The organism is Sphingomonas sp. BK580 (genome assembly GCF_014194975.1).
Lineage (GTDB): Bacteria > Pseudomonadota > Alphaproteobacteria > Sphingomonadales > Sphingomonadaceae > Sphingomonas.
In genome coordinates, this window is sequence record NZ_JACIAY010000015.1 from 33241 (window position 1) to 57257 (window position 24017).

Sequence of the window (24017 nt, forward strand, 5' to 3'; positions counted from 1 at the left end):
CTAAGGAGCGCAGGCCGATGCTGACCGCGCTATCCATCCGTGACGTCGTGCTGATCGAGGCGCTCGAGCTGGAGTTCGGCGCCGGCCTCGGTGTGCTGACCGGCGAGACCGGCGCGGGAAAGTCGATCCTGCTCGACGCGCTCGGGCTGGCGCTCGGCCGTCGCGGCGAGAGCGGGCTGGTCCGCAGCGGCGCGACTCAGGCGGTGGTGACCGCCAGTTTCGACGCGCCGCCCGCCGCGGCGGCGCTGCTCGCCGACAACGGGCTCGACCTCGACCCCGGCGAGCCGCTGATCATCCGCCGCCTCGTGAGGGCGGACGGCGGCAGCCGCGCTTTCGTCAATGACCAGCCCGCGTCGGCGGCGCTGCTGCGCGAACTCGGCGCGCTGCTGGTCGAGATCCACGGCCAGCACGACGATCGCGGGCTGCTCGCCGCGGCGGGTCACCGCGCGCTGCTCGACGCGTACGCCCGCGGCAACACCCGTGCGGTGGCGGAGGCGCATGCGACGTGGCGCGCTGCCGAGCGCGCACTGGACGAGGCGCGCGACGGCATCGCCGCGGCCCAGCGCGACCGCGAGTGGCTCGAACATTCCGTCGCCGAGCTCGTCGCGCTCGCGCCCGAGCCGGGCGAGGAGGAGGCGCTGGCGGAGCGCCGCCGCGCGATGCAGCGTGCCGAGAAGGTCGCGGACGATCTGGGCGCGGTGACCGATCATCTCGACGGCGGTGACGGCGCGCTGACCCATCTGCGCCAGGCCGCGCGCGTGCTGGAGCGGATCGCGGAGGACCATCCCGCGCTCGCCGACGCGCTGGCGGCGGTCGATCGCGCGCTGATCGAGGGCGGCGCGGCCGAGGAGCGGCTGCGCGACGCCGCCGCGGCGCTGCTGTACGACCCGCGTCAGCTCGAGGACGACGAGGCGCGGCTGTTCGAGCTTCGCGCGATGGCGCGCAAGCATCGCGTCCAGCCCGACGAGCTCGCCGCGCTGGCGGGCCACCTGACCGCGCAGCTCGAGCGCCTCAACGCCGGCGAGGAAGGGCTGACCGGCCTCGAGCGCGCGGTAGCCGAGGCGCGCACGCGCTACGAGCGTGCCGCGGCCGAGCTGACCGCCACGCGCACCGCCGCGGCGACCCGGCTCGATACCGCGGTGGCCGGCGAGCTGGCGCCGCTGAAGCTCGACGCCGCGCGCTTCCGCACCGTGGTCGCGCCGCTGGCGGAGAGCGACTGGTCGGCGGCGGGGCGCGACCGCGTCGAGTTCGAGATCGCGACGAACCCGGGCGCACCCTTCGCCGCGCTCGCCAAGATCGCCTCGGGCGGCGAGCTGTCGCGCTTCATCCTCGCGCTCAAGGTGGCGTTGGCGCAGGAGGGCGGCGCGACCACGATGATCTTCGACGAGATCGATCGCGGCGTCGGCGGTGCGGTGGCGAGCGCGATCGGTGAGCGGTTGGCGCGGTTGGCGCAAGCGACCCAGCTGCTCGTGGTGACGCACAGCCCGCAGGTGGCGGCGCGCGGCGCGACTCATTGGCTGATCGCCAAGTCGAGCGACGGTGTGGTGACGCGCACCGGCGTGCGCCCGCTCGACGCGGCCGAGCGCCGCGAGGAAATCGCGCGCATGCTGTCGGGCGCGACCGTGACCGACGAGGCGCGCGCGCAGGCGGAGCGGCTGCTCGAGACGGCGTGAGGGCAAGTGCAAAGATCCTCCGCGCGAGCGGGGAGGGGGACCCGCGGACGCAGTCGGGGGGTGGAGGAGGGGGCGCGAACGCTGCGCACGGTGGGGAGCCTTCTCCACCACCGGCTTCGCCGGCGTTCCTCCTCCGCGCGAGCGGGGAGGATCTGGTCGCTTAACCATGTCGGGTCGCTCCGCCGGGACCCACCGCGCCGCTGGCGCGCGCTGCCCTCGCGGTGGTAGACGCACCCGCATGGGCCACGGTCACCATCACGCGCACGCGCATCACCACCACGATCACGAGTCGCACGGCCACCATCACCACGCCCCGCCGGAGCGCTGGGACCGTGCGTTCGCGATCGGGATCGGGCTCAACCTCGCCTATGTCGTCGCCGAGGGTGGTGCCGGGCTGATCCTCGGATCGATGGCGCTGCTCGCCGACGCGGGGCACAATCTCTCCGACGTGCTCGGCCTCGCGGTGGCCTGGGGAGGCGCGACGCTGGCGCGGGCGGCACCGTCGAAGCGATTCACCTACGGGCTGAAGGGTTCGACCATCCTCGCCGCGCTCGCCAACGCGCTGCTGCTGCTGGTGGCGATCGGCGCGATCGCGCTGGAGGCGGTGCACCGGTTCGGCGAACCGCAGCCGGTGCCGGGGCTGACCGTCTCGCTCGTCGCGGGCGCGGGGATCGCCGTGAACGCGGTCACCGCCTGGCTGTTCGCGCGCGGGCGCGAGGGCGACGTCAACATCAGGGGCGCCTATCTCCACATGCTCGCCGACGCGGTGGTGTCGGCGGGCGTGGTCGCCGCGGGGATCGCGCTCTATCTCACGGGCTTCGGCTGGATCGACCCGGCGGTGAGCCTCGTCATCGCCGCGGTGATCTTCTGGCAGACCTGGGGGCTGCTGCGCGAGACGGTGGAGATGGCGCTGGCGGCGGTGCCGCGCGGGATCGACTATGACGGCGTCAGCGGCGCGCTCGCCGGGCTTCCGGGGGTGGCCGCGATCCACGACCTGCATATCTGGCCGATGTCGACGACCGAGCCGAGCCTCACCGCGCATCTCTGCATGCCGGGCGGCCACCCGGGCGACGGCTTCCTTCAGTCCGCGCAGGAGATGCTGCACGCGCGCTTCGGCATCGGGCACGCGACGCTGCAGGTGGAGACCGGGGCGCCGTGCGGGTTGGCGGACGAACGGACGGTGTGAGCGGGCGCGGCGCGCTCAGCGAAGAGCGCGCCGCGCCGCTGTCGAGGTCGACAGCTCGAGGTCTCGCTCAGCCCCGAGGGCGAGCGGCCCGCCGCTCAGTTGGCGGCGCCGGCGACGTTCGTCGGCAGCGGCTGGGCGGCGCGGAACGAGACCGGCACGCCGTTCGCCTGGCCCGACACGCGATCGCCGTTCACGACGAGGCGGAAGCGACCGCCGCGCCCGACCTCGCGGCCCTCGATCACGGTGCGCTGCGAGTCGAGCGCGCTGGTGGTGTACACATAGGTGTGACCGTCGCGGGTGAAGCTGCGCTCGGCCGGGGCGGCGGTCGCGGCGGTGGCGGTCAGCGCGGCGGCGGCAGCGGCGAGGATCGTGGCGGTGCGCATGAACGTTGCTCCAGCTGAGGGGGCGAGTGCCCGATTGATGCGTCGCAGCATGGATGGTGCGCCGCAACATGCGCAACTGAGTGATTCGCAAACGTGATTGCAGCGATTGCACCTGCGGGTCCGACCTACCGCGCGCCCTTTTGCGTCACCCCCGCGCATCGGCTAAGGCGCCGCCCCTATGACGCTCTTCACTCGCTTCGCCGCTCACCTCGACGCCGCGCTCGACGCGCTCACCGCCGCCGGCACGCTGCCGGCCGGGCTCGACCGCCGCAACGTCACGGTGGAGCCGCCGCGTGATCCGAGCCACGGCGACCTCGCCACCAACGCCGCGATGGTCCTCGCCAAGCCGGCCGCGACCAACCCGCGCGCGCTCGCCGAGGCGCTGGCGGGCGAGCTGCGCGCGTTGACCGATGTGGCGGAAGTGAGCGTCGCCGGCCCCGGCTTCATCAACCTGCGGCTGCGCGATGACGTGTGGCGCGGCGAGATCGAGGCGATCCATGCGGCGGCGGCGGATTATGGTCGCTCGTCCGGCGGCGCCGGCGTCACGGTCAACATCGAGTATGTCTCGGCCAACCCGACCGGTCCGATGCACATGGGCCACTGCCGCGGCGCGGTGGTCGGCGACGCGCTGGCCAGCCTGCTCGAGTTCGCCGGGCACAAGGTGGTGCGCGAATATTACGTCAACGACGCTGGCGGGCAGGTCGACGTGCTCGCGCGGTCGGCGCACCTGCGCTACCGCGAGGCGCTCGGCGAGGATGTGGGCACGGTGCCCGAGGGGCTGTACCCCGGCGACTATCTCATCCCGGTCGGGCGCGCGCTGGCCGAGGAGTTCGGCGACCGTTACGCCGCCGCGCCCGAAGGCGAGTGGCTCGCGCTGTTCCGCGCGCGCGCGGTGGCGGCGATGCTGGTGCTGATCCGCGACGATTTGGCGCTGCTCGGCATCCACCACGACCTGTTCTCGTCCGAGGCGGAGCTGCAGGCGGCGGGCAAGCCCGAGGCGGCCGAGGCGTGGCTGCGCGCGCGCGACCTCGTTTACGACGGCGTGCTCGAGGCACCCAAGGGCGAGACGCCCGAGGACTGGGAGCCGGTCGAGCTGCCGCTGTTCCGCTCGAGCCGCTTCGGCGACGATCAGGACCGGCCGATCAAGAAGTCGAACGGCAGCTGGACCTATTTCGGCGCCGACCTCGCCTATCACTTCCAGAAGGCGCAGGGCGCGGACGAGCTGATCGACATCTGGGGCGCGGACCATGCCGGCACCGTCAAGCGCATCCAGGCCGCGGTCGCGGCGCTGACCGAGGGGAAGACCCGCTTCGACGTCAAGCTGGTGCAGATGGTGCGGCTGCTGCGCGGCGGCGAGCCGGTGAAGATGTCGAAGCGCGCGGGCAATTTCGTCACGCTCGCCGACGTGGTGCGCGAGGTCGGCAAGGACGTGGTGCGCTTCACGATGCTCACCCGCCGCTCCGACGCGCAGATGGACTTCGACTTCGCCAAGGTGGTCGAGGCGTCGAAGGAGAACCCGGTATTCTACGTGCAGTACGCGCACGCGCGGGTGCACTCGCTCCACCGCCGCGCGGCCGAGGCGGGGATCAGCGCCGAGGCGGCCGACCTGTCCCGGCTTGATACGGAGGAGCTGGCGCTGGTGAAGCGCGCGGCACAGTTCCCGCGCGTGGTCGAGACCGCCGCCGCGGCGCGCGAGCCGCACCGCATTGCCTTCTATCTCTATGATCTGGCGGCGGAGTTCCACGCGCTGTGGAATGTCGGCAACGATCGGCCGGAGCGTCGCTTCCTCGTCCCGGAGGACGCTCAGGTCACCGCCGCGCGCTTGTCCTTGGCCGCCGCGATCGGCCAGATTATCCGCAACGGTCTCGCCATCATGGGCGTGGAGGCGGTCACGGAGATGCACTGATGTCGAGGTCTGGGTCGTTCGCGCGCGGCGACGAGGACCGGCTGCCCTGGCTCGAGACGGTCGAGCCGGACGAGCCCGAGGGCGCGCCAGTCGGCCGCGTGGTGCTGCTCGTGCTGCTGGGACTAGCGGTGCTCGGCGCGGTGCTGTTCGGACTGTATCACTATCAGCGCGGCGCGAGCGGCGAGGGTGGGCTGATCGCGGCGCCCGCAGGCGATTACAAGGTCCGTCCCGAGGAGCCCGGCGGGCTCAAGGTGGAGGGCGAGGGCGACTCCGCGATCGCCGCGAGCGCGGGCAGCAACGGCGCGGCGGCGATCGATCTCTCGGCGGTGCCCGAGGCGCCGATCGCGCGCCCGAGTCCGGTGTCGAGCGCGACGCCGAGGCCGGGCGGCGGTGCGCCCTCGGTGAGCGCGGCGGTACCGCAGGCCGCGGCGCCGCTGCGCGCCGCGCGCCCCGTCGCCGCGCCGGTGCCGCGCGTGCCAGGAGCAGGGACGGGCGGAGCGCTGGTGCAGCTCGGCGCCTTCCCGACCGAGGCCGCGGCGAACGTCGCCTGGAGCGCGATCGCCAAGCGGTTCGGCTATGTCGCCGCGCTGGGCAAGGTGGTCCAGCCGGCGACGGTGAACGGGCGCAACGTTTACCGGCTGCGGGTCAACGCCGGTAGCGCGGGCGCGGCGGCGGACCTGTGCGGGCGGCTCAAGGTGGCGGGCGAGGCCTGTTTCGTCACGGGGTGAGGGAGCGCCGAGGGCGGTCTCGCGCCTAGTCTCCCCGTCATCGCGGCCTTTGGCGGGGACCCACATCTCCGCGAAGGCGGCGGCCGTTCGCGGCACCATGGATCCCGGCTCAAGGCCGGGATGACGATGTTCCTGGCGGGATGAGCTTAGACAATCTCACCTCTTCCCGAACTTGCGCTGCGTCTTGCCGAAGCGGGTCTTGCGCGTGCCCGGCTTGCCCTCGTTCGAGCGGCCCATCAGCGGCGCCTTCTGCTGCTCGACCGGCAGCCCCAGCTCCTCCTGCTCGAGCTGGCGGATCTCGTCGCGCAGTCGGCCGGCCTCCTCGAACTCGAGGTCCGAGGCGGCCTTGCGCATCTTCTTCTCGAGCTCCTCGATGTAGGCGCGCAGGTTGTGGCCGACCATGTGCGGCCGCTCGTCGTCGATCTCGACGGTGACCTGGTCCTTCGAGGCGACGTGGGCGATGATATCGCCGATATTGCGGCGGATCGTCGTCGGCGTGATGCCGTGCTCGCGATTGTACGCCTCCTGCTTCTCGCGGCGGCGCGCGGTCTCGTTCATCGCGCGCTCCATGCTGCCGGTGATCCGGTCGGCGTAGAGGATCACGCGCCCGTCGACGTTGCGCGCGGCGCGACCGATCGTCTGGATCAGCGACGTCTCGGAGCGCAGGAACCCCTCCTTGTCGGCGTCGAGGATCGCGACCAGCCCGCACTCGGGAATGTCGAGCCCCTCGCGCAACAGGTTGATGCCGATGAGCACGTCGTACACGCCCAGCCGCAGGTCGCGGATCAGCTCGATGCGCTCCAGCGTCTCGACGTCGGAGTGCATGTAGCGGACCTTGATCCCCGCCTCGTGCATGTACTCGGTGAGGTCCTCGGCCATCCGCTTGGTCAGCGTGGTGACGAGCGTGCGATAGCCTTTCTCCGTCGTGGCCCGGCACTCCTGGATAAGGTCCTGCACCTGCTCCTCGACCGGCCTGATCTCGACCGGCGGGTCGATCAGCCCCGTCGGGCGGATCACCTGCTCGGCGAAGACGCCGCTGGACTGTTCCATCTCCCAGCTGCCCGGCGTCGCCGAGACGCACACCGTCTGCGGGCGCATCGCGTCCCACTCGTTGAAGCGGAGCGGGCGGTTGTCGATCGCCGAGGGCAGGCGGAAGCCGTATTCGGCGAGCGTGATCTTGCGCCGGTGGTCGCCGCGCGACATGCCGTTGATCTGGCCGATCGTCTGATGGCTCTCGTCGACGAAGAGCAGCGCATTCTCGGGCAGATACTCGAACAAAGTGGGCGGCGGCTCGCCGGGTAGGCGGCCGGTGAGGAAGCGGCTGTAATTCTCGATGCCGTTGCAGCTGCCCGTCGCCGCGATCATCTCCAGGTCGAAGTTGGTGCGCTGCTCCAGCCGCTGGCGCTCCAGCAGCTTGCCCTCGATCTCCAGCTCCTTCAACCGCTCGCTGAGCTCATGGCGGATCGCCTCCGCCGCCTGCTTCATCGTCGGGCCAGGGGTGACATAGTGCGAGTTGGCGTAGATCCGCACCGTGTTGAGCGACGCGCTCTTCTTGCCGGTGAGCGGGTCGAACTCGACGATCTCCTCGATCTCGTCGCCGAAGAAGGACACGCGCCAGGCGCTGTCCTCATAGTGCGACGGGAAGATCTCGAGCGTGTCGCCCTTCACGCGAAAGTTGCCGCGCTGGAAGGCGGCGTCGTTGCGCTTGTACTGCAGCGCGACCAGCTTGCGCACGATCTCGCGCTGGTCGACGCTCTGGCCTTTCTTCAGGTCGAAGATCATCGCCGAATAGGTCTCGACCGAGCCGATGCCGTAGAGGCACGAGACCGAGGCGACGATGATGACGTCGTCGCGCTCGAGCAGGGAGCGCGTGGCCGAGTGGCGCATCCGGTCAATCGACTCGTTCACCGAGCTCTCTTTCTCGATGTACGTGTCGGAGCGCGGGACATAGGCCTCGGGCTGATAATAATCGTAGTAGCTGACGAAATACTCGACCGCGTTGTCGGGGAAGAAGCTCTTGAACTCGCCGTAGAGCTGTGCGGCGAGGATCTTGTTGGGGGCGAGGATCAGCGCGGGGCGCTGCATCTCCTCGATGACCTTGGCCATGGTAAAGGTCTTGCCCGAGCCGGTGACGCCGAGCAGCACCTGGTCGCGCTCGCCTGCCTTGGCGGCGTCGACCAGCTCGCGGATCGCGGTCGGCTGGTCGCCGGAGGGCTGATACTCGCTGACGAGCTTGAACGGGCGGCCGCCCTCGACCTTCTGCGGGCGGTTGGGACGGTGCGGGACGAAATCGGTGCCGGTCTCCGGCTCGGCAAGGGACGTGCGGATCTGGATCGCCATCCCGCTGATATGGGCGCGGGATGGGGCGGGGGGAAGGGTGTGGGGGCGGGGGAAGATGCTCGCCGCTGGCGGGAGGGAACCCCCGGACGCGGGGCGGTGTGGAAGGGGGCTCGCCCCGGCGGGCGGCTCGGATGCGGACCCGTCCCTCGGCCACTCGCTCCCGCATGCGGTTCCCTTTCCCGTGCCGGGACGATCTTCCTGCCCTCTTGCTCACGGACCGTTGCCACGCTACTGCGAGGCAGTCGCAATCTCGTGAGGTGACGATGTACCGCTTCCTCGACCGGCCGCTCGATCAGCTCGACGAGCATCTCCATTTCCTCGTCAGCGCGATGCGCCACTGGACGATGGCAACGCGCAGCGGCCGCTGCGCCTGCCGCGCGCTCGCCCCGGCGTTCGCCTGGCGCGGGGTGAGCGCCGCGCTGCCCGATTTCGCCGCGGCGATGGGGGCCTTCGACCGTGAGGGGAAGCGCTGGCTCCGCTTCGGTGCCGCGACCGCGCGCACGGTGAGCGACGACGAGGCGGTGCTGCTCGCGCTGATCGAGTCGGCGATGCGCGGCGAGCGCGGCGCGGCGCGGCGGATCGCGGCGACGCTCGTCACCGAACCCGCGCTCGCGCGCACCGTCACCGCGATCGAGTGGGTAGCATTGCGCTTCCTCCAGGCGCCGCTGGCGCAGCGCGACGGCGTGCCGAGACAAGCCTGACCCCGCGCACCCCAAGCCGACCTATGGTTGACCCTGCGCGCCCCGCGCCATAATGCGCCCCATTCGCCCGACATTCCCCGTTCTCAGACCGGATCGCCGATGACCGACCTCCGCGCGCCAGTGCTCATTCCCGACTCCACCGCGTTTCACAGCGTGGCGGTCACCTGGGTGCGTCACTGGAACGAGCATCTGTTCAGCTTCGCGGTCGAGCGTCCCGCCTCGTTCCGCTTCCGCTCGGGCGAGTTCGTGATGATCGGCCTGCCCGGCGTCGAGGGAGAGGACGGCAAGGCCGCCAAGCCGATTATGCGCGCCTATTCGATCGCCAGTCCGGCCTGGGCCGAGGAGCTGGAGTTCCTCTCGATCAAGGTGCCGGGCGGCCCGCTGACCGGGCGGCTGCAGCAGATCGAGCCCGGCGACCAGGTCTATCTCGGCAAGAAGCCGACCGGTACGTTGGTGCTCGACGCGTTGCTCGGCGGCAGGCGGCTGTTCCTGCTCTCGACCGGCACGGGGCTGGCGCCCTTCCTCAGCGTCGCGCGCGATCCCGACGTGTACGAGCGGTTCGACGAGATAGTGGTGGTCCACGGCGTCCGCCGCGTCGACGATCTCGCCTGGCGCGAGATGCTCGAGGCGCGGCTGGCGGAGGATCCGCTGGTGTCGGAGCAGGCGGCGGCGCAGTTCCGCTACCTGCCGACGGTGACTCGCGAGGACTTCCCGGTGCAGGCGCGCATCCCCGCGCTGATCGAGGACGGTCGCCTGTTCGACGGGCTGGGCGGCGAGGCCAAGTTCGACCCGGAGAACGATCGGGTAATGCTGTGCGGCTCCACCGCGATGATCCGCGAGGTGGCGGGCATGCTCGAGCACCGGGGGCTGGTCGAGGGATCGAACGCCAACCCGGGCCAGTTCGTGATCGAGCGCGCCTTCGTCGACTGAGTGGGCGGGGGGCCGGCTCTCCGCCTCGCGGTCCCCCCGTTCTTCCGTCATCCTGAGCCCTGCGACAAGGCCAGGAGAGCCTTGGCCCAGGATGCACCGTTTCCGCGCACCGCCGGCCTGTGGACCCGCGAACGAGTGGACCCCCATCGCCGCCGGGGTGACGGCAGAGAGCAGCGGTAACTGGTCCGTCGGACTGCCGGTCGTTCGCCTGCTCGCCACCGCCCGCTGGCGACTCCGCCGCGCTTGCTCTACGCTGGCGCGAAAACGGAGGAGAGAGGCGATGGCGACGCTCGCGTCGGTGGACACCGCGGCCTATGCGCCCGGCGAGTGGGAGGCGCGCGTCGATCTCGCCGCCGCTTATCGGTTGGTCGCGCTATACGGCTGGGATGACCTGATCTTCACCCATCTGTCAGCGCGCGTGCCCGGGCCCGAGCATCACTTCCTGATCAACCCGTACGACATGATGTTCGAGGAGATCACCGCCTCGGCGCTGGTCAAGATCGACGTCGACGGGCAGCCGGTCGGCCGCTCCGACCATCCGGTCAACCCGGCGGGCTTCACCATCCACTCCGCGATCCATATGGCGCGCGACGATGCGCGCGCGGTGATGCACCTGCACACGCCGCACGGCCAGGCGGTGTCGGCGATGGCGTGCGGGCTGCTGCCGCACACCCAGACCGCGATGATCGCCAGCCACGACGTCGCCTATCACGACTATGAGGGCATCGCGACCGACCTCGCCGAGCGCGAGCGGCTGGTCGCGGACCTCGGTGCCAAGAACGCGATGATCCTGCGCAACCATGGTACGCTGGCGGTCGGCAGCTCGGTCGCGGCCTGTTTCCTGCGGCTCTACTTCCTCGAGCGCGCGTGCCAGGCGCAGGTGCACATGCTCGCGGCGGGGCGCGACGGGCTCAACCCGCCGCCCGACGGGGTCGAGGAGAAGGTCGCGCATCAGGCTAGCCCGGCGGGGATGGGCATGGTGGCGCAGGCGCTCGCCTGGCCCGCGCTGCTGCGCAAGCTCGATCGGGCGAGTCCGGGATACCGGGATTGACCTTCAGTTCCCCGGCGACGGCCGGGGTCTAGCTGGGCAGGCGGAGGTGAGTCTCACGAACCTCCCCCGACGGGGCCGCGGCCTTCGCCGGGAAACGAGGAGGAGTCACACCTCGCCCTCGTCCACGTCGGGCGCCTCGTCCGCCGCCGCGCCGCCGCTCTCCAGCGCGGCCTCGTCGGCGGCGAGCGCGTCGGCGTCGGCCGCGGTGATGCCGAAGCGCGCCGCCACGTCGGGGGCGTAGCGCAGCAGGTCGGGGCGCAGCTTGAGCAGGCTGACGTCCTTGGCCTTGCCTTCCATCATCACGTCGAAGACCAGCCCCTCGGCCATGCGCATGAAGGTGGCGAACTCGAACGGGTTGGTGAAGTCGGCGTGCCCGGTCCACACCGGTGGGCGCAGCACCGTCTTCACGCGCGCGCCGGCCTTGACCGGCGCCTTGACCAACTCGCCCTTGCGCACCGTCTTGCCGCTGGCGCGCTGCTTGGCGGTGATCTTCTGCTTCACCTCGCGCATCTCGGTGCGCGGCGAGGAGAAGTGGATCTTGGGGCGCACGCCGGTCGGCCAGGTCGCCAGGAAGCGCTCCAGCGTCTCGCGCATGTCCAGCCCCTCGGGATTGAGACACCAGAAATGCTGGTAGTCGAAGATCAGCCGCACGCCGCAGCGCTCGTTGATCCACAGAGCGTCGGCGGCGGAGAAGCGCAGGTCGTCGTTCTCGAGCACCAGCCGCCGGCGCACGTGCTCCGGACAGCGCTCCCAGCCGCGCAGCCAGCGCTCGCGGCTGGCGTCATGATCGTCGTAGACGCCCCCGACGTGCGTCACCATCACCGCTTCCTCGTCCAGCCCCATGCGGTCGAGCATCTCGGCCTGCGACGACAGGTCCCAGATCGACTTGGCGGTGAGCGCGTCGTCGGGGCTGTTGAGCAGGACATATTGCGACGGATGGAACGACAGGCGGATGCCGAGCCCGCGCGCCTTGGCACCGAAAGCGGCGAGCTCGGCGTCGCTCTCGCGCACCATGTCGTGGAACTGCGGCATGTCCGGATGCGTGGCGTAGGGCGCCAGGTCGGACGAGAGCCGGTACATGTCGAGCCGCTCACTGGCGAGGTAGTCGAGCACCTTGTCGACCTGCTCGAGCGAGCATCTCAGATGCGGATTGGCCTGCCAGCGGCGCGTGTCGCCGCTCTTCAGGCCGGGCTTGCCCATCACCTTGACCGGGAAACCGAGGCGGAGCGGGTGATCGGGGGGCGTGGGCATGGCAGGGTAACGCGGCGGGGCGCGCGCGGGTGCCGCGCCTTCACAATCACTTGCCGCTCACGGCTGGCCGTATGCCGGCGAGGTTGACGGCGGCGCGCGCAGCGACCAATCGGGCGGCGACCGGCGGACAGCAGGGCTCGAGGCGCGCGGCCATCGGGTGCGCCGCCGCAACGCGAACGGGACGATGACGATGACGCCTCACCCCTGCCTCCTCGTGGCGGACGAGCGGGAGCGTCGCGCGTGACCGCGCTGCTGCCCGAGGGGCTGCGCGACCGCCTGCCGCCCGTCGCCGACGCCGCCGCGGCGCTGGAGGCGCGCGTGCTCGGCGCGATCCACGCGCACGGCTATGAGCGGGTCGACCCGCCGCTCGCCGAGTTCGCCGAGGGGCTGGGGTCGCGGCTCAAGGCGGGCGCGCTGCAGGACGCGGTGCGCTTCGTCGACCCGGTGTCGCAGCGGACCCTCGCGATCCGGCCGGACCTCACCGCGCAGGTGGCGCGGATCGCGGCGACGCGGATGGGCCACCATCCGCGCCCGGTGCGGCTGAGCTACGCGGGCGCGGTGCTCAAGCTGCGCGCCAGCCAGCTCGCCCCCGCGCGCGAGACGCGGCAGATCGGCGCCGAGCTGTTCGGGCTCGACACCGTCGCGGCGGCGCAGGAGGTGGTGACCGTCGCGATCGAGGCCGTGGTGGCCGCGGGCGTCGCGCGCCCCTCGATCGACTTCACCTTGCCGGATCTGGTCGACACGCTCGCGGCGGGTGCGCTGCCGGTCGCGCCCGAGAAGCTCGACGCGCTGCGCCAGCGGCTCGACGCCAAAGACGCGGGCGCGGTCGCCGAGCTGGCGCCCGGTTACCTGCCGCTGGTCGCCGCGGCGGGGCCGTTCGATCAGGCGCTGGCACGGCTGCGCGCATTCGACCGCGACGGCGCGCTGGGATCGAGGCTCGACGCGCTCGCCGCGATCGCGCGCGCGGTGGACGGGCGCGCGGTGCTGACGCTCGACCCGACCGAGCGCCACGGCTTCGAATATCAGAGCTGGCTCGGCTTCTCCCTGTTCGCGGGCACGTCGCCGGCGGAGGTCGGCCGCGGCGGCACCTATACCGTCGTGCATGAGGGCGGCGCGGAGGAAGCAGCGACCGGTTTCTCCCTGTTCGCCGACCGGTTGATCGGCGACCAGCCCGCAGGCGAGCGCCGCCGGCTGTTCCTGCCGTACGGTACGGCATCGGCGGACGGCGCGGCGATGCGCGCGCAGGGTTGGGTCACTGTCGCGGCGCTCGAGCCGGGCGACACACCCGAGGCGCAGGTCTGTACCCACCTCTACGCCGAGGGTGAGGCCCGGCCGCTCGACTAGAGCGTGATCCACCTGGCTGCGGTCACCGCGCTCCTGCGGACGCAGGAGCCCAGAGCGGCGGGCGGCGGCGTTGGTGGCTCTCGGCTCCAGCGTGCGCCGGAGCACGCTTCGGAGTCGATGGATCGGGATCTGAGCGCGCCGGCCCCGCGACGGCGCCTCACTGCGCCGCCATCGGGCCCTTGAACAACAGGCCGAAATAATCGCCCTTGTTCCAGCGCGGCCGGTCGGCAGCGTCCGCGATCTCGCGCGCGATGCGGTAGTTGGCATCGACGAAGCGGACACCCTGGTCCCACAGGATCGGCTGGGACAGATCGTCGCACGGCTTGTGGTAGCAATTGCCCATGAAGTCGGCGACCGCGGCCTTGCCCGGCCCCTTCTGTCCCGGCCACAGGAAGACCGAGGGCACGCCCTTCTGCACGAAGCGGAAATGGTCCGAGCGGACGAAGATCGCCTCCTCCGGCATCGGATCGGGCGAGAGCCCGACGCCGATCGCGCCGACCGCGCGCGCGATGATCGGCCCGAGCGACGACCGGTCGCCGCCGAACGCCACCATGTCCTCGAACCTGTAGGTGAGGATCGGCATGTCGAGGTTCACGTCGGCGACGATGTCGGTGATCGGCACGGTCGGGTGGTTGGTAAAATAGTCGCTGCCGACCAGCCCCTTTTCCTCGGCGGTGACGGCGAGGAACAGCACCGACCGCTTCGGCGGCGGCGCCTGCTTGAAGCGGTTGGCCGCCTCGATCAGGCTGGCGATGCCGACCGCGTCGTCGAGTGCGCCGTTGTAGATCGTGTCGCCCTTTACCGCCTTGCCGACGCCGACGTGATCGAGGTGGGCGGAGAGCACCACCGTCTCGCGCCCGACGCTCGGGTCGGTGCCGGGGATCATGCCGATGACGTTGCTGCTGGGCAGCGCGCGGAAGCCGGTCGCGCTCTGCACGGTGAGCGTGCCGGCGGCCGTGACCGGGCGGGTGCGCAGCACCTTCTTCTTCGCGGCCCGCGCCATCGTCGCCCAGTCGCGCCCGAAGAGCTTGGCCGCGCCCGCGGTGGAGAGCGTGCCGAGCAGCGGGACCGAGGGCGTCGCGGTGCTGCCGGCACCGTCGGGCAGCGCCCAGGTCACCTTCTCCGAATCATAGCCCTTCTTGACCGTGTCGAACCCTGGCGCGCCGCGCCCCGGCGAGCGCAGATCGGCGATCGCGACCGCTCCGACGGCGCCGTGCGCCGCGGCGGCGGCGAGCCGCGCGGGCGCGCCGCTCAGCGTCGCCGCGACCTCGCTCGGCAGCCCCGCCGGCACCCCGCCAACGTAAGCGACGATCTTGCCGCGCACGTCGGCGCCGGCATAATCGTCGATGCCATAGGCGCTCGCTGACAGGCCGTAGCCGACATAGACCACGGGTGCGGACACGCGCGTCGTCTTGGCGGCGGGGTTGGCGGCGGGCACGTAATCGGTGCCGAACGTGAACGCGTGCGGCGCGCCAACCGCCGGCGCCCAGCTGAACGCGCCCTGGTCCGCGATCTTGTAGGCGGTCAGCGGCACCTTCTGGAGATAGCCGCCCTCGTCTCCCATCGGCCTGAGACCGGCGGCGTAGAACTGCGACGCGACGTATTGCGCGGCGATGTCATACTCGCCGCTGCCCGCCTCGCGCCCGCGCATCGCGTCCGCGGCGAGGAACATCACGTGCGCCTTCATCGCTGCCTGATCGGCGGGCAGCGGGGCGGTGAGCGCGGCATTGCGCGCGGCCGGCGTCGGGGCGGGGGCCTGGGCGGTGGCGACGGTGGCGCAGGCGAGCAGCAGCGGGGTGACGATACGACGGTACATCGGCGACCTTCGGCAATTGGAAGAAATCGCCGTAGCTTAGCTTTTCACGTCGCGCACCTGTCGAATGGCTCGGTGCGGCGGGACATAGGCCGCTTTCCCATGGAACCGGGACGATGCCTGATTATAGTCAGAGCATGGACGTACGCCTCACCGCCGCCGCACCGCTCGTCACCTATCGTCGCGACTATCAGGCGCCCGCCTGGCTCGTCCCCGAGGTCGCGCTCGATTTCGCGCTGGACCCGACGCTCACGCGCGTCCGCGCGCGGCTGAGCGTCGTGCGCAACGGCGCGCACGACCTGCCGCTGCGGCTCGATGGGGCGGGGCAGGTGCCGCTCGCCGTGACGGTCGACGGCGCACCGGCCGAGGGCTGGACGATCGAGGGCGAGCAACTCGTGGTGCCACTCGTCGGTCAGGGCCATGTGATCGAGACGGAGGTCGAGATCGCGCCCGATCGCAACACCCAGCTGATGGGGCTGTACGCCTCGGGCGGGATCCTCTGCACGCAGTGCGAGGCCGAGGGCTTTCGCCGCATCACGTATTTCCCCGACCGGCCCGACGTGCTCGCCACCTATCGCGTGCGGATGAGCGCCGACCGTCGGCGCTTCCCGGTGCTGCTCGCCAACGGCGACCCCGTCGCGCAGGGCGAGGGCGCCGATGGAACGCACTGGGCCGAGTGGCACGATCCCTATCCCAAGCCCTCCTATCTCTTCGCGCTGGTGGCGGGCGACCTGGCGGTGAACCGCGACACCTTCACCACGCGCTCGGGGCGCGAGGTGGCGCTCGGCATCTGGGTCCGCGCCGCCGATCTGCCCAAGACCGCTCACGCGCTCGATGCGCTCAAGCTCTCGATGGCGTGGGACGAGCGAGTCTACGGCCGCGAGTATGACCTGGACGTGTTCAACATCGTCGCGGTCGACGACTTCAACTTCGGTGCGATGGAGAACAAGGGGCTGAACATCTTCAACAGCCGCTACATCCTCGCCGATCCCGACACCGCGACCGACTATGACTACGACGCCATCGCCGCGGTGGTGGCGCACGAGTACTTTCACAACTGGTCGGGCAATCGAGTCACCTGCCGCGACTGGTTCCAGCTGAGCCTCAAGGAAGGCTTCACCGTCTACCGCGACCAGTCGTTCAGCGCCGACCAGGGCTCGGCCGCGGTCAAGCGGATCGAGGACGTCCGCGGGCTGCGCGCGGCGCAGTTCCCCGAGGACGCCGGCCCGCTCGCGCACCCCGTACGTCCGGAGAGCTATATCGAGATCAGCAACTTCTATACCGCGACGATCTACAACAAGGGCGCCGAGCTGATCCGCATGATGGCGACGATGCTGGGCGACGCCGCGTTCCGCGCCGGCGCCGACCTGTACTTCGACCGCCACGACGGGACGGCCGCGACCTGCGAGAACTTCGTCCGCTGCATGGAGGAGGCGAGCGGCGCCGATCTGACGCAGTTCCGCCTGTGGTACAGCCAGGCGGGCACGCCGCGCGTCTCCGCCTCCGTCGAGCACGAGCCGGGCAGCGGCCGCGCGCTGCTCCACCTCGCGCAGAGGGTGCCGGACACGCCGGGGCAGAGCGGCAAGGCGCCGCAGGTACTGCCGCTGCGGGTGCGGCTGTTCGGCAGCGCCACCGGCCAGCCGCTCGGCGCGGAGCAGCTGGTGGTTGTGCGCGACGCCGCCGAGAGCATCGCCGTCGAGGGCGTGACAGAACGGCCCATCGTGTCGCTCAACCGCGGCTTCTCCGCGCCGGTGATCATCGAGAGCGACCGCACCGCGGCCGACCTCGCCTTTCTCGCGCGCCACGACGACGATCCCTTCGCGCGCTACGAAGCGATGCAGCAGCTGATGCTCGACACGCTGGTGGCGGCGACGGTCGAGGGCGAGGCCGACCATCGCGCCGTCGTCGCGGCGGTGGCGGACACGCTCGACGACGCCGAGCTCGACCGCGCCTTCGTCGCCGAGGCGGTGCTGCTGCCGTCGGAGAATTTCATCGGCGACCAACTCGCCACGGTCGACCCGGACGCCGTCTTCGCCGCGCGCGAGGCGCTGCGGCGCGACCTCGCGCGCTCGCTCGACGAGCGCTGGCGCGCCGCCTGCGACCCCGCCGACCGCTCGCCCTACGCTTACACGCCCGCGGGCAAGGGCGTGCGGCGCCTGCGGAACGTTGCGCTCCACTACCTCCAGGCGGGTGGCGCCACGGACGCGCCGGCGCTGGCCTGGGCGCAGTTCGAGGCGGCGGACAATATGACCGACCGCCAGGGCGCGCTCACCGCGCTGGCGAGCGGCCGCTCGCACGAGCGCGACGCGGCGCTGGCGGCGTTCTACGCGCGCTACGCCGATAACCCCCTGGTGCTCGACAAATGGTTCCAGACGCAGGCGCTGGCGTCGCGCGACGACACGCCGGCGCTGGTCGCCGAGCTGGCGCGCCACCCCGATTTCTCGCTCGCCAACCCGAACCGCGCGCGCGCGCTGATCGGTGCCTTCGCGGTCAACCAGCGCGCCTTCCACGTCGCCGGGGGAGCAGGCTATCGCTGGCTGGCGAACCAGCTGCTCGCGCTCGACCCGCTCAACCCGCAGACGTCGGCGCGGCTGCTGCCCCCGCTCGGCCGCTGGCGCCGCTTCGACCCGGCGCGCGCGGCGCTGATGCGCGCCGAGCTGGAACGGATCGTCGCGACGCCGGGGATCAGCAAGGACCTGTTCGAGCAGGCGTCGAAGAGCCTGGAGGGTCAGTGAATGGGAGGAGACTCGGCGAGGTCTCCGCTCGGCGGGTGCGTCAGACCTGGCAGCAGGTATCCGTGACGGGCGAGAGGGGTCATGGACCTTCTGATCGATCCCGTCGCCCGTCATACCCGCGACGGCGCGGATCCAGACGCGCGGAGCTGCGATGAGGTCGCCCCGTCAGCCTATGACGAGCCCCGCCCGCGCGGGGATGCGGCAAGAGGGCCGCGAGGAGGCACGATCAGCGGAACGGCCGGTGCCGTTCGCGCCACGCGCCGCTCGCCGCCCGCCCCTTCTCAGCCCGAGTTGCGCAGCGCCGTCGCGATCGCGTTGATCGACAGCAGGATGCCCTGGCGCACGCGCGCGTCGGCCTCGCCCGCGCGGTGGCGCTTCATCAGCTCGATCTGGAGCAGGTTGAGCGGCTCGATATAGGGCAGCCGGAGCCGGATCGAGGCGTCGAGCGCGGGGTGCTTCTCGAGCAGGTGCGACTGCGCGGTGACGTCGAGCAGCCCGTCGTGGGTCTGCTGCCAGCCGTCGCGGATGCGCCCGAACACCGTGTCGCGCAGGCCGGCGTCCTCGACCAGCCCGGCATAGCGCTCGGCGATCCCCATGTCCGACTTGGCGAGCACCATCTCCATGTTGGCCAGTGTCGCGGCGAACAGCGGCCATCCCTGCGCCATCTCGCGCAGCAGCGCGCGGTCCTCGAACGCGGCGATCGCCTGGCCGACGCCGTACCAGCCCGGCAGCATCACGCGCGCCTGTGCCCAGCTGAACACCCAGGGGATGGCGCGCAGGTCCTCGATCGCGTCCGACTGTTTGCGGCTGGCGGGGCGGCTGCCGATCTTGAGCCCGGCGATCTCGGCGATCGGCGTCATCTGGCGGAAGAAGGTGCGGAACCCCTCGGTCTCGTAGACCAGCCCGCGATAGGCGCGGAAGGCCGCGTCGGAGAGCCGGTCCATCGCCGCGGCGAAGCTGGCATTGTCGCTGTTCGACAGCTGCTCGGGCTCGAGGCTGGCGAGCAGGGTCGCCGAGGCCATCGCCTCCAGGTTGGTGGAGGCGCTCTCCCGCGTGCCGTACTTGCCCGCGATCACCTCGCCCTGCTCGGTGATGCGGATGCGCCCCTGCACCGTGCCCGCGGGCTGCGCGCGGATCGCGGCGAAGCTGGAGCCGCCGCCGCGCCCGACCGCGCCACCGCGGCCGTGGAAGAGCTGCATGCCGACGCCCGCGGCGTCGAACACCGGCTTCAGCGCGGTCGAGGCGCGCGACAGTTGCCAGGTCGAGGTCAGGTAGCCGCCGTCCTTGTTGCTGTCCGAATAGCCGATCATCACCTCCTGGTGGCCGCGCGCGCGCGCGATGTCGCGCACCTCGGGGATGGCGAACCACTCGGTCATGATCGCGGGCGCGGCCTCGAGGTCCTCGATCGTCTCGAACAAGGGCACCGCCATCACCGCGGCACTGGCGGGCGCGTCGTCGGTCGCGGGGCGGTACAGCCCGACCTCCTTGAGCAGCAGGTGCACCTCGAGCAGGTCGGACACCGACTTGGTCATCGAGACGATATACTGCCGAATGCACGCCGCACCGTAGGTAGCGTGCGCCTCGGCCGCGGCCTGGACGATCGCCAGCTCGGACGCGGTCTCGTCCGAATAAGCGGTGAAGCGGCTGGTCAGCGGGCGCGGCGTGGCCAGCTCCTGGCGCAACAGCATCACGCGCGCGTCCTCGTCGAGCGCGGCATAGTCGGCGCAGACCCCTGCGCCGCGCAGCATCTCGGCGACGACCTTCTCGTGCACCGCGCTGTTCTGCCGCAGGTCGAGCGTGGCGAGGTGGAAGCCGAACACCTCCACCGCGCGGATCAGCCGCCCGATCGCGCCGCCCGAGCCGAGCAGTCCCGCCCCCTCGGCCGAGAGCGGGCGTGCGATCGTCTTGAGGTCGGCGCGCAGCGCGGCGGGGTCGGGGTAGGGTTCGCCGCGCAGCGTGCCGGGGCGCGGCGCCGGCTCGCCGGTCAGCTTGCGGTAGGTCGCCGCGGTCCGCGCGTAGATGCCGCTGATCGCGCGGCGGTAGGGCTCGTCGCTGCGCGTCTCCGAGGTGTCGCCGCTGGCCTCGGCCAGCGCGAGGACGCCCTCGTCGACCGTGCCGTGATCGGAGGAGATCGACAGCTCGGCGCCCATCGCGTGGAGCTGGTCGAGATAATAGCCCAGCACCGCGCGCGACGCCCGCGCGAGCGCGGCGCGCAGGCTGTCCGCGGTGACGAAGGGATTGCCGTCGCGATCGCCGCCGATCCAGCTGCCCGGGCGCAGGAAGGCGGGCACGCGCGCGCCGAGCGCGCGGTCCCAGCGCTGGTAGAGTGCGGGGATCACGGGCAGGAACACGTCGCGCAGATAGCTGAGCGCGGTCTCCACCTCGTCGGTGACGTACAGTCGCTCGCGCCGCAGCACGCGCGTCTGCCACAGCAGCGCGACCTGGCGCACGATCGCCTCGTCGACCTGGTCGCCCTCGGGCGTGGTGTCGATCCCGCGGTCGCGCAGCGCCATCAGCTGCGCGATGCGATTGCGATGGTCGATCATGCTCTTGCGCCGCACCTCGGTGGGGTGCGCGGTGAGCACCGGCGCGATCAGCGCGCGATCGAGCAGGGCGAGCACCTCGTCGCGGTCGACGCCGGCGTCGGCGAGGCGCTGGAGCGCGGCGGCGACGTCCGCGCCCTCCTCGGCGGCGATCCCCTGGCGGTCCTCGGCGAGATTGGCGAGCATCGAGAACAGCATGAAGCCGCGCACGAAATCGAGCGTCTCGTCGAGGTCGAGCGCGCCCAGCCCGACGTCGGGCGAGCCCTGGCCGTTGCCGCGGTGGCGCTCGACCGAGGCGGAGCGGATCGCCTCGGTGCGCTCGTAGAGCGTCTCGCCCCCATAAGCGCGGATGACGTCGCCCAGCACGCGGCCGAGATAGCGGACGTCGGGATTGTTGGTGATCGGGGGGAGTGTGGCCATGGCGCGATGCTGCGTCGCGGCAGGCGCGGGGTCAACCGGTTAGGGACGGATTAGGGGAGGTGGGGAGCGACCACCATGATCCTCTTCCTCCGTCATCCCGGACTTGGTCCGGGATCCACCCTTCCACTCGTTCAAAGGTTTTCGCTTCCGCGGCACCGTGGATCCCTGACCAAGTCAGGGACGACGGAAGAGAGAGGAGCGTCAGTGTACCGGTCTGTCTTGCTCCGTGCTCACAGACACGCTTCCAGATACGCCTGATCGAAGCCGAACTGCTTGGCCTTGTCGAACGTGTACGGGCGCAGCCCCATCGAGCGATACTCGCCGATGATCTTGCCGTCGGCGCTCTCGTCGAGATATTCGAACTTGAACAGCTCCTGCGTCACGATCACCGGACCCTCCATCCCGATCACCTCGGTGATGTTGGTGACGCGGCGCGAGCCGTCGCGCAGGCGCTTGACCTGGATGATCATGTCGACCGAGTCGGCGATCTGGCGGCTGATCGCCTCCTTGGGCACCTTGATGTCCGACATCATCACCATGTTCTCCATGCGCGCCAGCGCCTCGCGCGGCGAGTTGGAGTGGAGCGTGCACATCGACCCGTCATGGCCGGTGTTCATCGCGGCGAGCATGTCGAAACACTCGCTGCCGCGAATCTCGCCCAGGATGATGCGGTCGGGGCGCATGCGGAGCGCGTTCTTGACGAGGTCGCGGATCGAGATCTCGCCCTGACCCTCGAGGTTGGCGGGGCGGGTCTCGAGCGGCAGCCAGTGCGGCTGCTGGAGCCGCAGCTCGGCGGCGTCCTCGATCGTCAGCACGCGCTCGCCCGGGTCGATCATCTTCGACAAGGCATTGAGCATCGTGGTCTTGCCCGAGCCGGTGCCGCCCGAGATCACGACGTTGAACCGGCACGCCCCCGCGATCTTGAGCGCGGTCGCCATCTTCTGCGACATGCTGCCGAAACCCGCCATCATGTCGAGCGTGATCGGCTTGGCGGAGAACTTACGGATCGAGATGGCGGTGCCGCGCAGGCTCAGCGGCGGGACGATCACGTTGACGCGGCTGCCGTCCTTGAGGCGCGCGTCGGCGAGGGGCGTGGTCTGGTCGACGCGGCGGCCGACCGAGTTGCAGATCCGCTGCGCGATCTGGAACAAATGCTCCTCGTCGCGAAACTGGATGTTGGCCAGCTCGAGCTTGCCCTTGCGCTCGACGAAGGTCTGGTCGGGACCGTTGACCATGATGTCGCTGATGTCGGCGTCGGCGAGCAGCTCCTCGAGCGGCCCGAGACCGAGCAGCTCGTCGACCAGCACCTTCTCCAGCGCGAACTGCTCGCGGCGGTTGAGCGTCAGCTTGAGCTCGGCGAGCACCTCGCCGATGATCGGGCGGAACTCCTCGGCCAGCTCGTCCTTGCCGAGCGTCGCGGCGGCCTCGGGGTCGACGCGCTCGAGCAGGCGCGGCAGCACCTGCTCCTTGATGCGGTGGATCGAGGCCTCGAAGCCTTCCATCCGGCTCGCGCCGGCGTCGCCGCTGGCGTTCTGCCGGTCGGCGAGACGCTGCATCGCGTCGACGGTGCCCTGCGGTACCAGCGCCGGGTCGCCCTCGCCGGGCAGTGCCAGCGCCTCGGCGACGGGGAAGGGCTCGGGCTCGGGGCGCGCGAGCGGGTTCGCCTGCATCGGCCGCGCCACGCCGAAGCCGCCGCGCGTGCCTGTCGTCCCCATCCCGCCGTTGCGGCGTCCGAACGCGTTCATCGACCCGGTCATCCTTGAAAGTGCGGTGATCGGGCTAAGCGAGAAGGCTTTATAATCGACTAACCACGGACCCAGGGTCGCGCACACCAGAAGGCACTCTTTCGCTTGGCTCTGGAGGGCGGCTTCCGCCGAGACGGGGTGACGCAGCGCGAAATCTGGGCATGTCGCGCCGATCTCCGGCGAGAGCCGGCCCTCCTGGCCCTGGGCTCCTACGTGCGTGGCAGCACCGGAGTAGATTACACCGTTGCCCGTGCCGCGGCCCGCACCGCCGCGAGGAACAATGCCCGCCGTTGTGCCCCGGTCAGCGCGGCATTCAGCGGCACCGCTGCCGCCTCCACCCAACGCAGCGCGCGCGCGCGCTCGCCGTGGTCGGCGTCCACCAGCGTCGCCGCCGGCAGCAACACCGCGAGCACGTCCGCCGACACGTCGAGGCCGACGTGGCACAAGCCGCGCCCGGTCTGCGCCACCAGGAGCGGGCCGAGCGGCGTCGGCACGTCGCACCGGGCGACTCGCTCGCCCGCGCCGCCGCTCGCCCAGGCGGCGGGCGCCATGCCGAGCGCGGCAGCGTCGGCGTAGAAGCGGCTCGGCGCGGCATAGCCCGCGGCGTAGATCGCGGCGGTGACGTTGCGCTCGCCGCACAGCGCCGCGACGGCACGCGCCGCGCGACGGTCACGGGCGTAGGCGGCGGGGGAGAGGCCGGTGGCGCGCGTGAACAGCCGCTGGAAGTGATGCGGCGCGTAGCCGACCGACGCGGCCAGCTCGGCGAGCGACAGAGGCCGTTCGGCGTCGTCGAGCAGCGTGAGCGCAAGCGTCACCGCGGTCGCGTCGCGCGTGACGTCGTCGGGCAGGCAGCGGCGGCAGGCGCGATACCCCGCCGCGCGCGCGGCGGCACCGTCGGCCAGGAAGCCGACGTGCTCGCGCCGCGGCCGCCGCGCCGCGCAGCTCGGCCGACAATAGATCCGGGTCGAGCTGACCGTGACGACGAAGCGGCCGTCATAGGCGCGGTCGCGGCGGACGAAGGCGGCCCAGGCGGCGTCCGGGTCGATGGGAGTGGTGGCGTCGAGGCGACCGCCAACACGCCTGCCGTCATCCTGGACTTGGTTCGGGGTCCACGGTGCCGCACGCTCTTCGCCCGCAGGATGCGCCGGCGGGTGGATCCTGGACCGGGTCAGCCCCGACGAGAGGGCGTGGGGGAAGGAAGCCGTGTACGTCATCGGGCGTCTCGCTTGCCTCGGCGTCGCGCCGGTCTCTGCACGTACCGGGTCGCG

At 71.2% G+C, this 24017-nt stretch carries 16 protein-coding genes; 9 read left to right on the forward strand and 7 right to left on the reverse strand.

The features are described 5' to 3' along the window. Positions 1-17 precede the first annotated feature (17 nt). Positions 18-1673 carry a DNA repair protein RecN gene (gene recN / locus FHY05_RS19970; protein ID WP_183946193.1) on the forward strand — a complete coding sequence of 552 codons (1656 nt, stop codon included), beginning with the start codon at positions 18-20 and terminating at the stop codon, positions 1671-1673. 238 nt (positions 1674-1911) lie between these two features. Next, positions 1912-2859 carry a cation diffusion facilitator family transporter gene (locus FHY05_RS19975; protein WP_183946194.1) on the forward strand — a complete coding sequence of 316 codons (948 nt, stop codon included), beginning with the start codon at positions 1912-1914 and terminating at the stop codon, positions 2857-2859. A 95-nt stretch (positions 2860-2954) separates the two neighbouring features. Here the strand turns inward: FHY05_RS19975 and FHY05_RS19980 are convergent, their stop codons facing one another. Then, positions 2955-3242, reverse strand: a complete 288-nt coding sequence (locus FHY05_RS19980) for a hypothetical protein (RefSeq protein WP_183946195.1) — start codon at positions 3240-3242, stop codon at positions 2955-2957. A gap of 178 nt (positions 3243-3420) precedes the next feature. Here FHY05_RS19980 and argS point away from each other — a divergent pair, with 178 nt between their 5' ends. Both argS and FHY05_RS19990 read left to right on the forward strand, forming a co-directional pair. Then, positions 3421-5148: an arginine--tRNA ligase gene (gene argS, locus FHY05_RS19985; protein ID WP_183946196.1), complete on the forward strand. Its 1728-nt coding sequence runs from the start codon at positions 3421-3423 to the stop codon at positions 5146-5148. Then, positions 5148-5876 carry an SPOR domain-containing protein gene (locus FHY05_RS19990; RefSeq protein WP_183946197.1) on the forward strand — a complete coding sequence of 243 codons (729 nt, stop codon included), beginning with the start codon at positions 5148-5150 and terminating at the stop codon, positions 5874-5876. Before argS ends, FHY05_RS19990 begins: the two co-directional genes overlap by 1 nt. A gap of 156 nt (positions 5877-6032) precedes the next feature. On the opposite strand, the gene uvrB is transcribed toward FHY05_RS19990, so the two are convergent. Next, positions 6033-8216, reverse strand: coding sequence for an excinuclease ABC subunit UvrB (uvrB, locus tag FHY05_RS19995; RefSeq protein ID WP_183946198.1), 2184 nt, complete (start codon positions 8214-8216; stop codon positions 6033-6035). Positions 8217-8479: 263 nt separating this feature from the next. On the opposite strand from uvrB, the gene FHY05_RS20000 reads away from it, so the two are divergent. The 3 genes from FHY05_RS20000 to FHY05_RS20010 all read left to right on the forward strand — a co-directional run bounded on the left by FHY05_RS20000 (position 8480) and on the right by FHY05_RS20010 (position 10898). After that, positions 8480-8917 (forward strand): hypothetical protein, encoded by a 438-nt coding sequence (locus FHY05_RS20000; RefSeq protein ID WP_183946199.1) that lies wholly within the window; start codon positions 8480-8482, stop codon positions 8915-8917. 99 nt (positions 8918-9016) lie between these two features. Continuing rightward, positions 9017-9847: a ferredoxin--NADP reductase gene (locus tag FHY05_RS20005; protein ID WP_183946200.1), complete on the forward strand. Its 831-nt coding sequence runs from the start codon at positions 9017-9019 to the stop codon at positions 9845-9847. Positions 9848-10127: 280 nt separating this feature from the next. Then, positions 10128-10898: a class II aldolase/adducin family protein gene (locus FHY05_RS20010; RefSeq protein WP_183946201.1), complete on the forward strand. Its 771-nt coding sequence runs from the start codon at positions 10128-10130 to the stop codon at positions 10896-10898. Positions 10899-11003: 105 nt separating this feature from the next. Here the strand turns inward: FHY05_RS20010 and uvsE are convergent, their stop codons facing one another. Then, a complete protein-coding gene (uvsE, locus tag FHY05_RS20015) occupies positions 11004-12149 on the reverse strand; it encodes a UV DNA damage repair endonuclease UvsE (protein WP_183946202.1) in 1146 nt (381 codons plus the stop codon). Positions 12150-12389: 240 nt separating this feature from the next. On the opposite strand from uvsE, the gene FHY05_RS20020 reads away from it, so the two are divergent. After that, positions 12390-13493 (forward strand): ATP phosphoribosyltransferase regulatory subunit, encoded by a 1104-nt coding sequence (locus tag FHY05_RS20020; protein ID WP_183946203.1) that lies wholly within the window; start codon positions 12390-12392, stop codon positions 13491-13493. 157 nt (positions 13494-13650) lie between these two features. On the opposite strand, the gene FHY05_RS20025 is transcribed toward FHY05_RS20020, so the two are convergent. Continuing rightward, positions 13651-15309, reverse strand: a complete 1659-nt coding sequence (locus FHY05_RS20025) for a M28 family peptidase (RefSeq protein ID WP_183946204.1) — start codon at positions 15307-15309, stop codon at positions 13651-13653. 113 nt (positions 15310-15422) lie between these two features. On the opposite strand from FHY05_RS20025, the gene pepN reads away from it, so the two are divergent. Continuing rightward, the gene (gene pepN / locus FHY05_RS20030; protein ID WP_409321850.1) at positions 15423-18041 is read left to right on the forward strand and encodes an aminopeptidase N; all 2619 of its coding nucleotides are present in this window, start codon (positions 15423-15425) and stop codon (positions 18039-18041) included. Between the two features lie 281 nt (positions 18042-18322). On the opposite strand, the gene ppc is transcribed toward pepN, so the two are convergent. The 3 genes from ppc to FHY05_RS20045 all read right to left on the reverse strand — a co-directional run bounded on the left by ppc (position 18323) and on the right by FHY05_RS20045 (position 23963). Next, the gene (gene ppc, locus FHY05_RS20035) at positions 18323-21004 is read right to left on the reverse strand and encodes a phosphoenolpyruvate carboxylase (RefSeq protein ID WP_183946206.1); all 2682 of its coding nucleotides are present in this window, start codon (positions 21002-21004) and stop codon (positions 18323-18325) included. Positions 21005-21234: 230 nt separating this feature from the next. After that, positions 21235-22749: a CpaF family protein gene (locus FHY05_RS20040; RefSeq protein ID WP_183946207.1), complete on the reverse strand. Its 1515-nt coding sequence runs from the start codon at positions 22747-22749 to the stop codon at positions 21235-21237. 236 nt (positions 22750-22985) lie between these two features. Then, a complete protein-coding gene (locus tag FHY05_RS20045; protein ID WP_183946208.1) occupies positions 22986-23963 on the reverse strand; it encodes an Ada metal-binding domain-containing protein in 978 nt (325 codons plus the stop codon). Positions 23964-24017 lie beyond the last annotated feature (54 nt).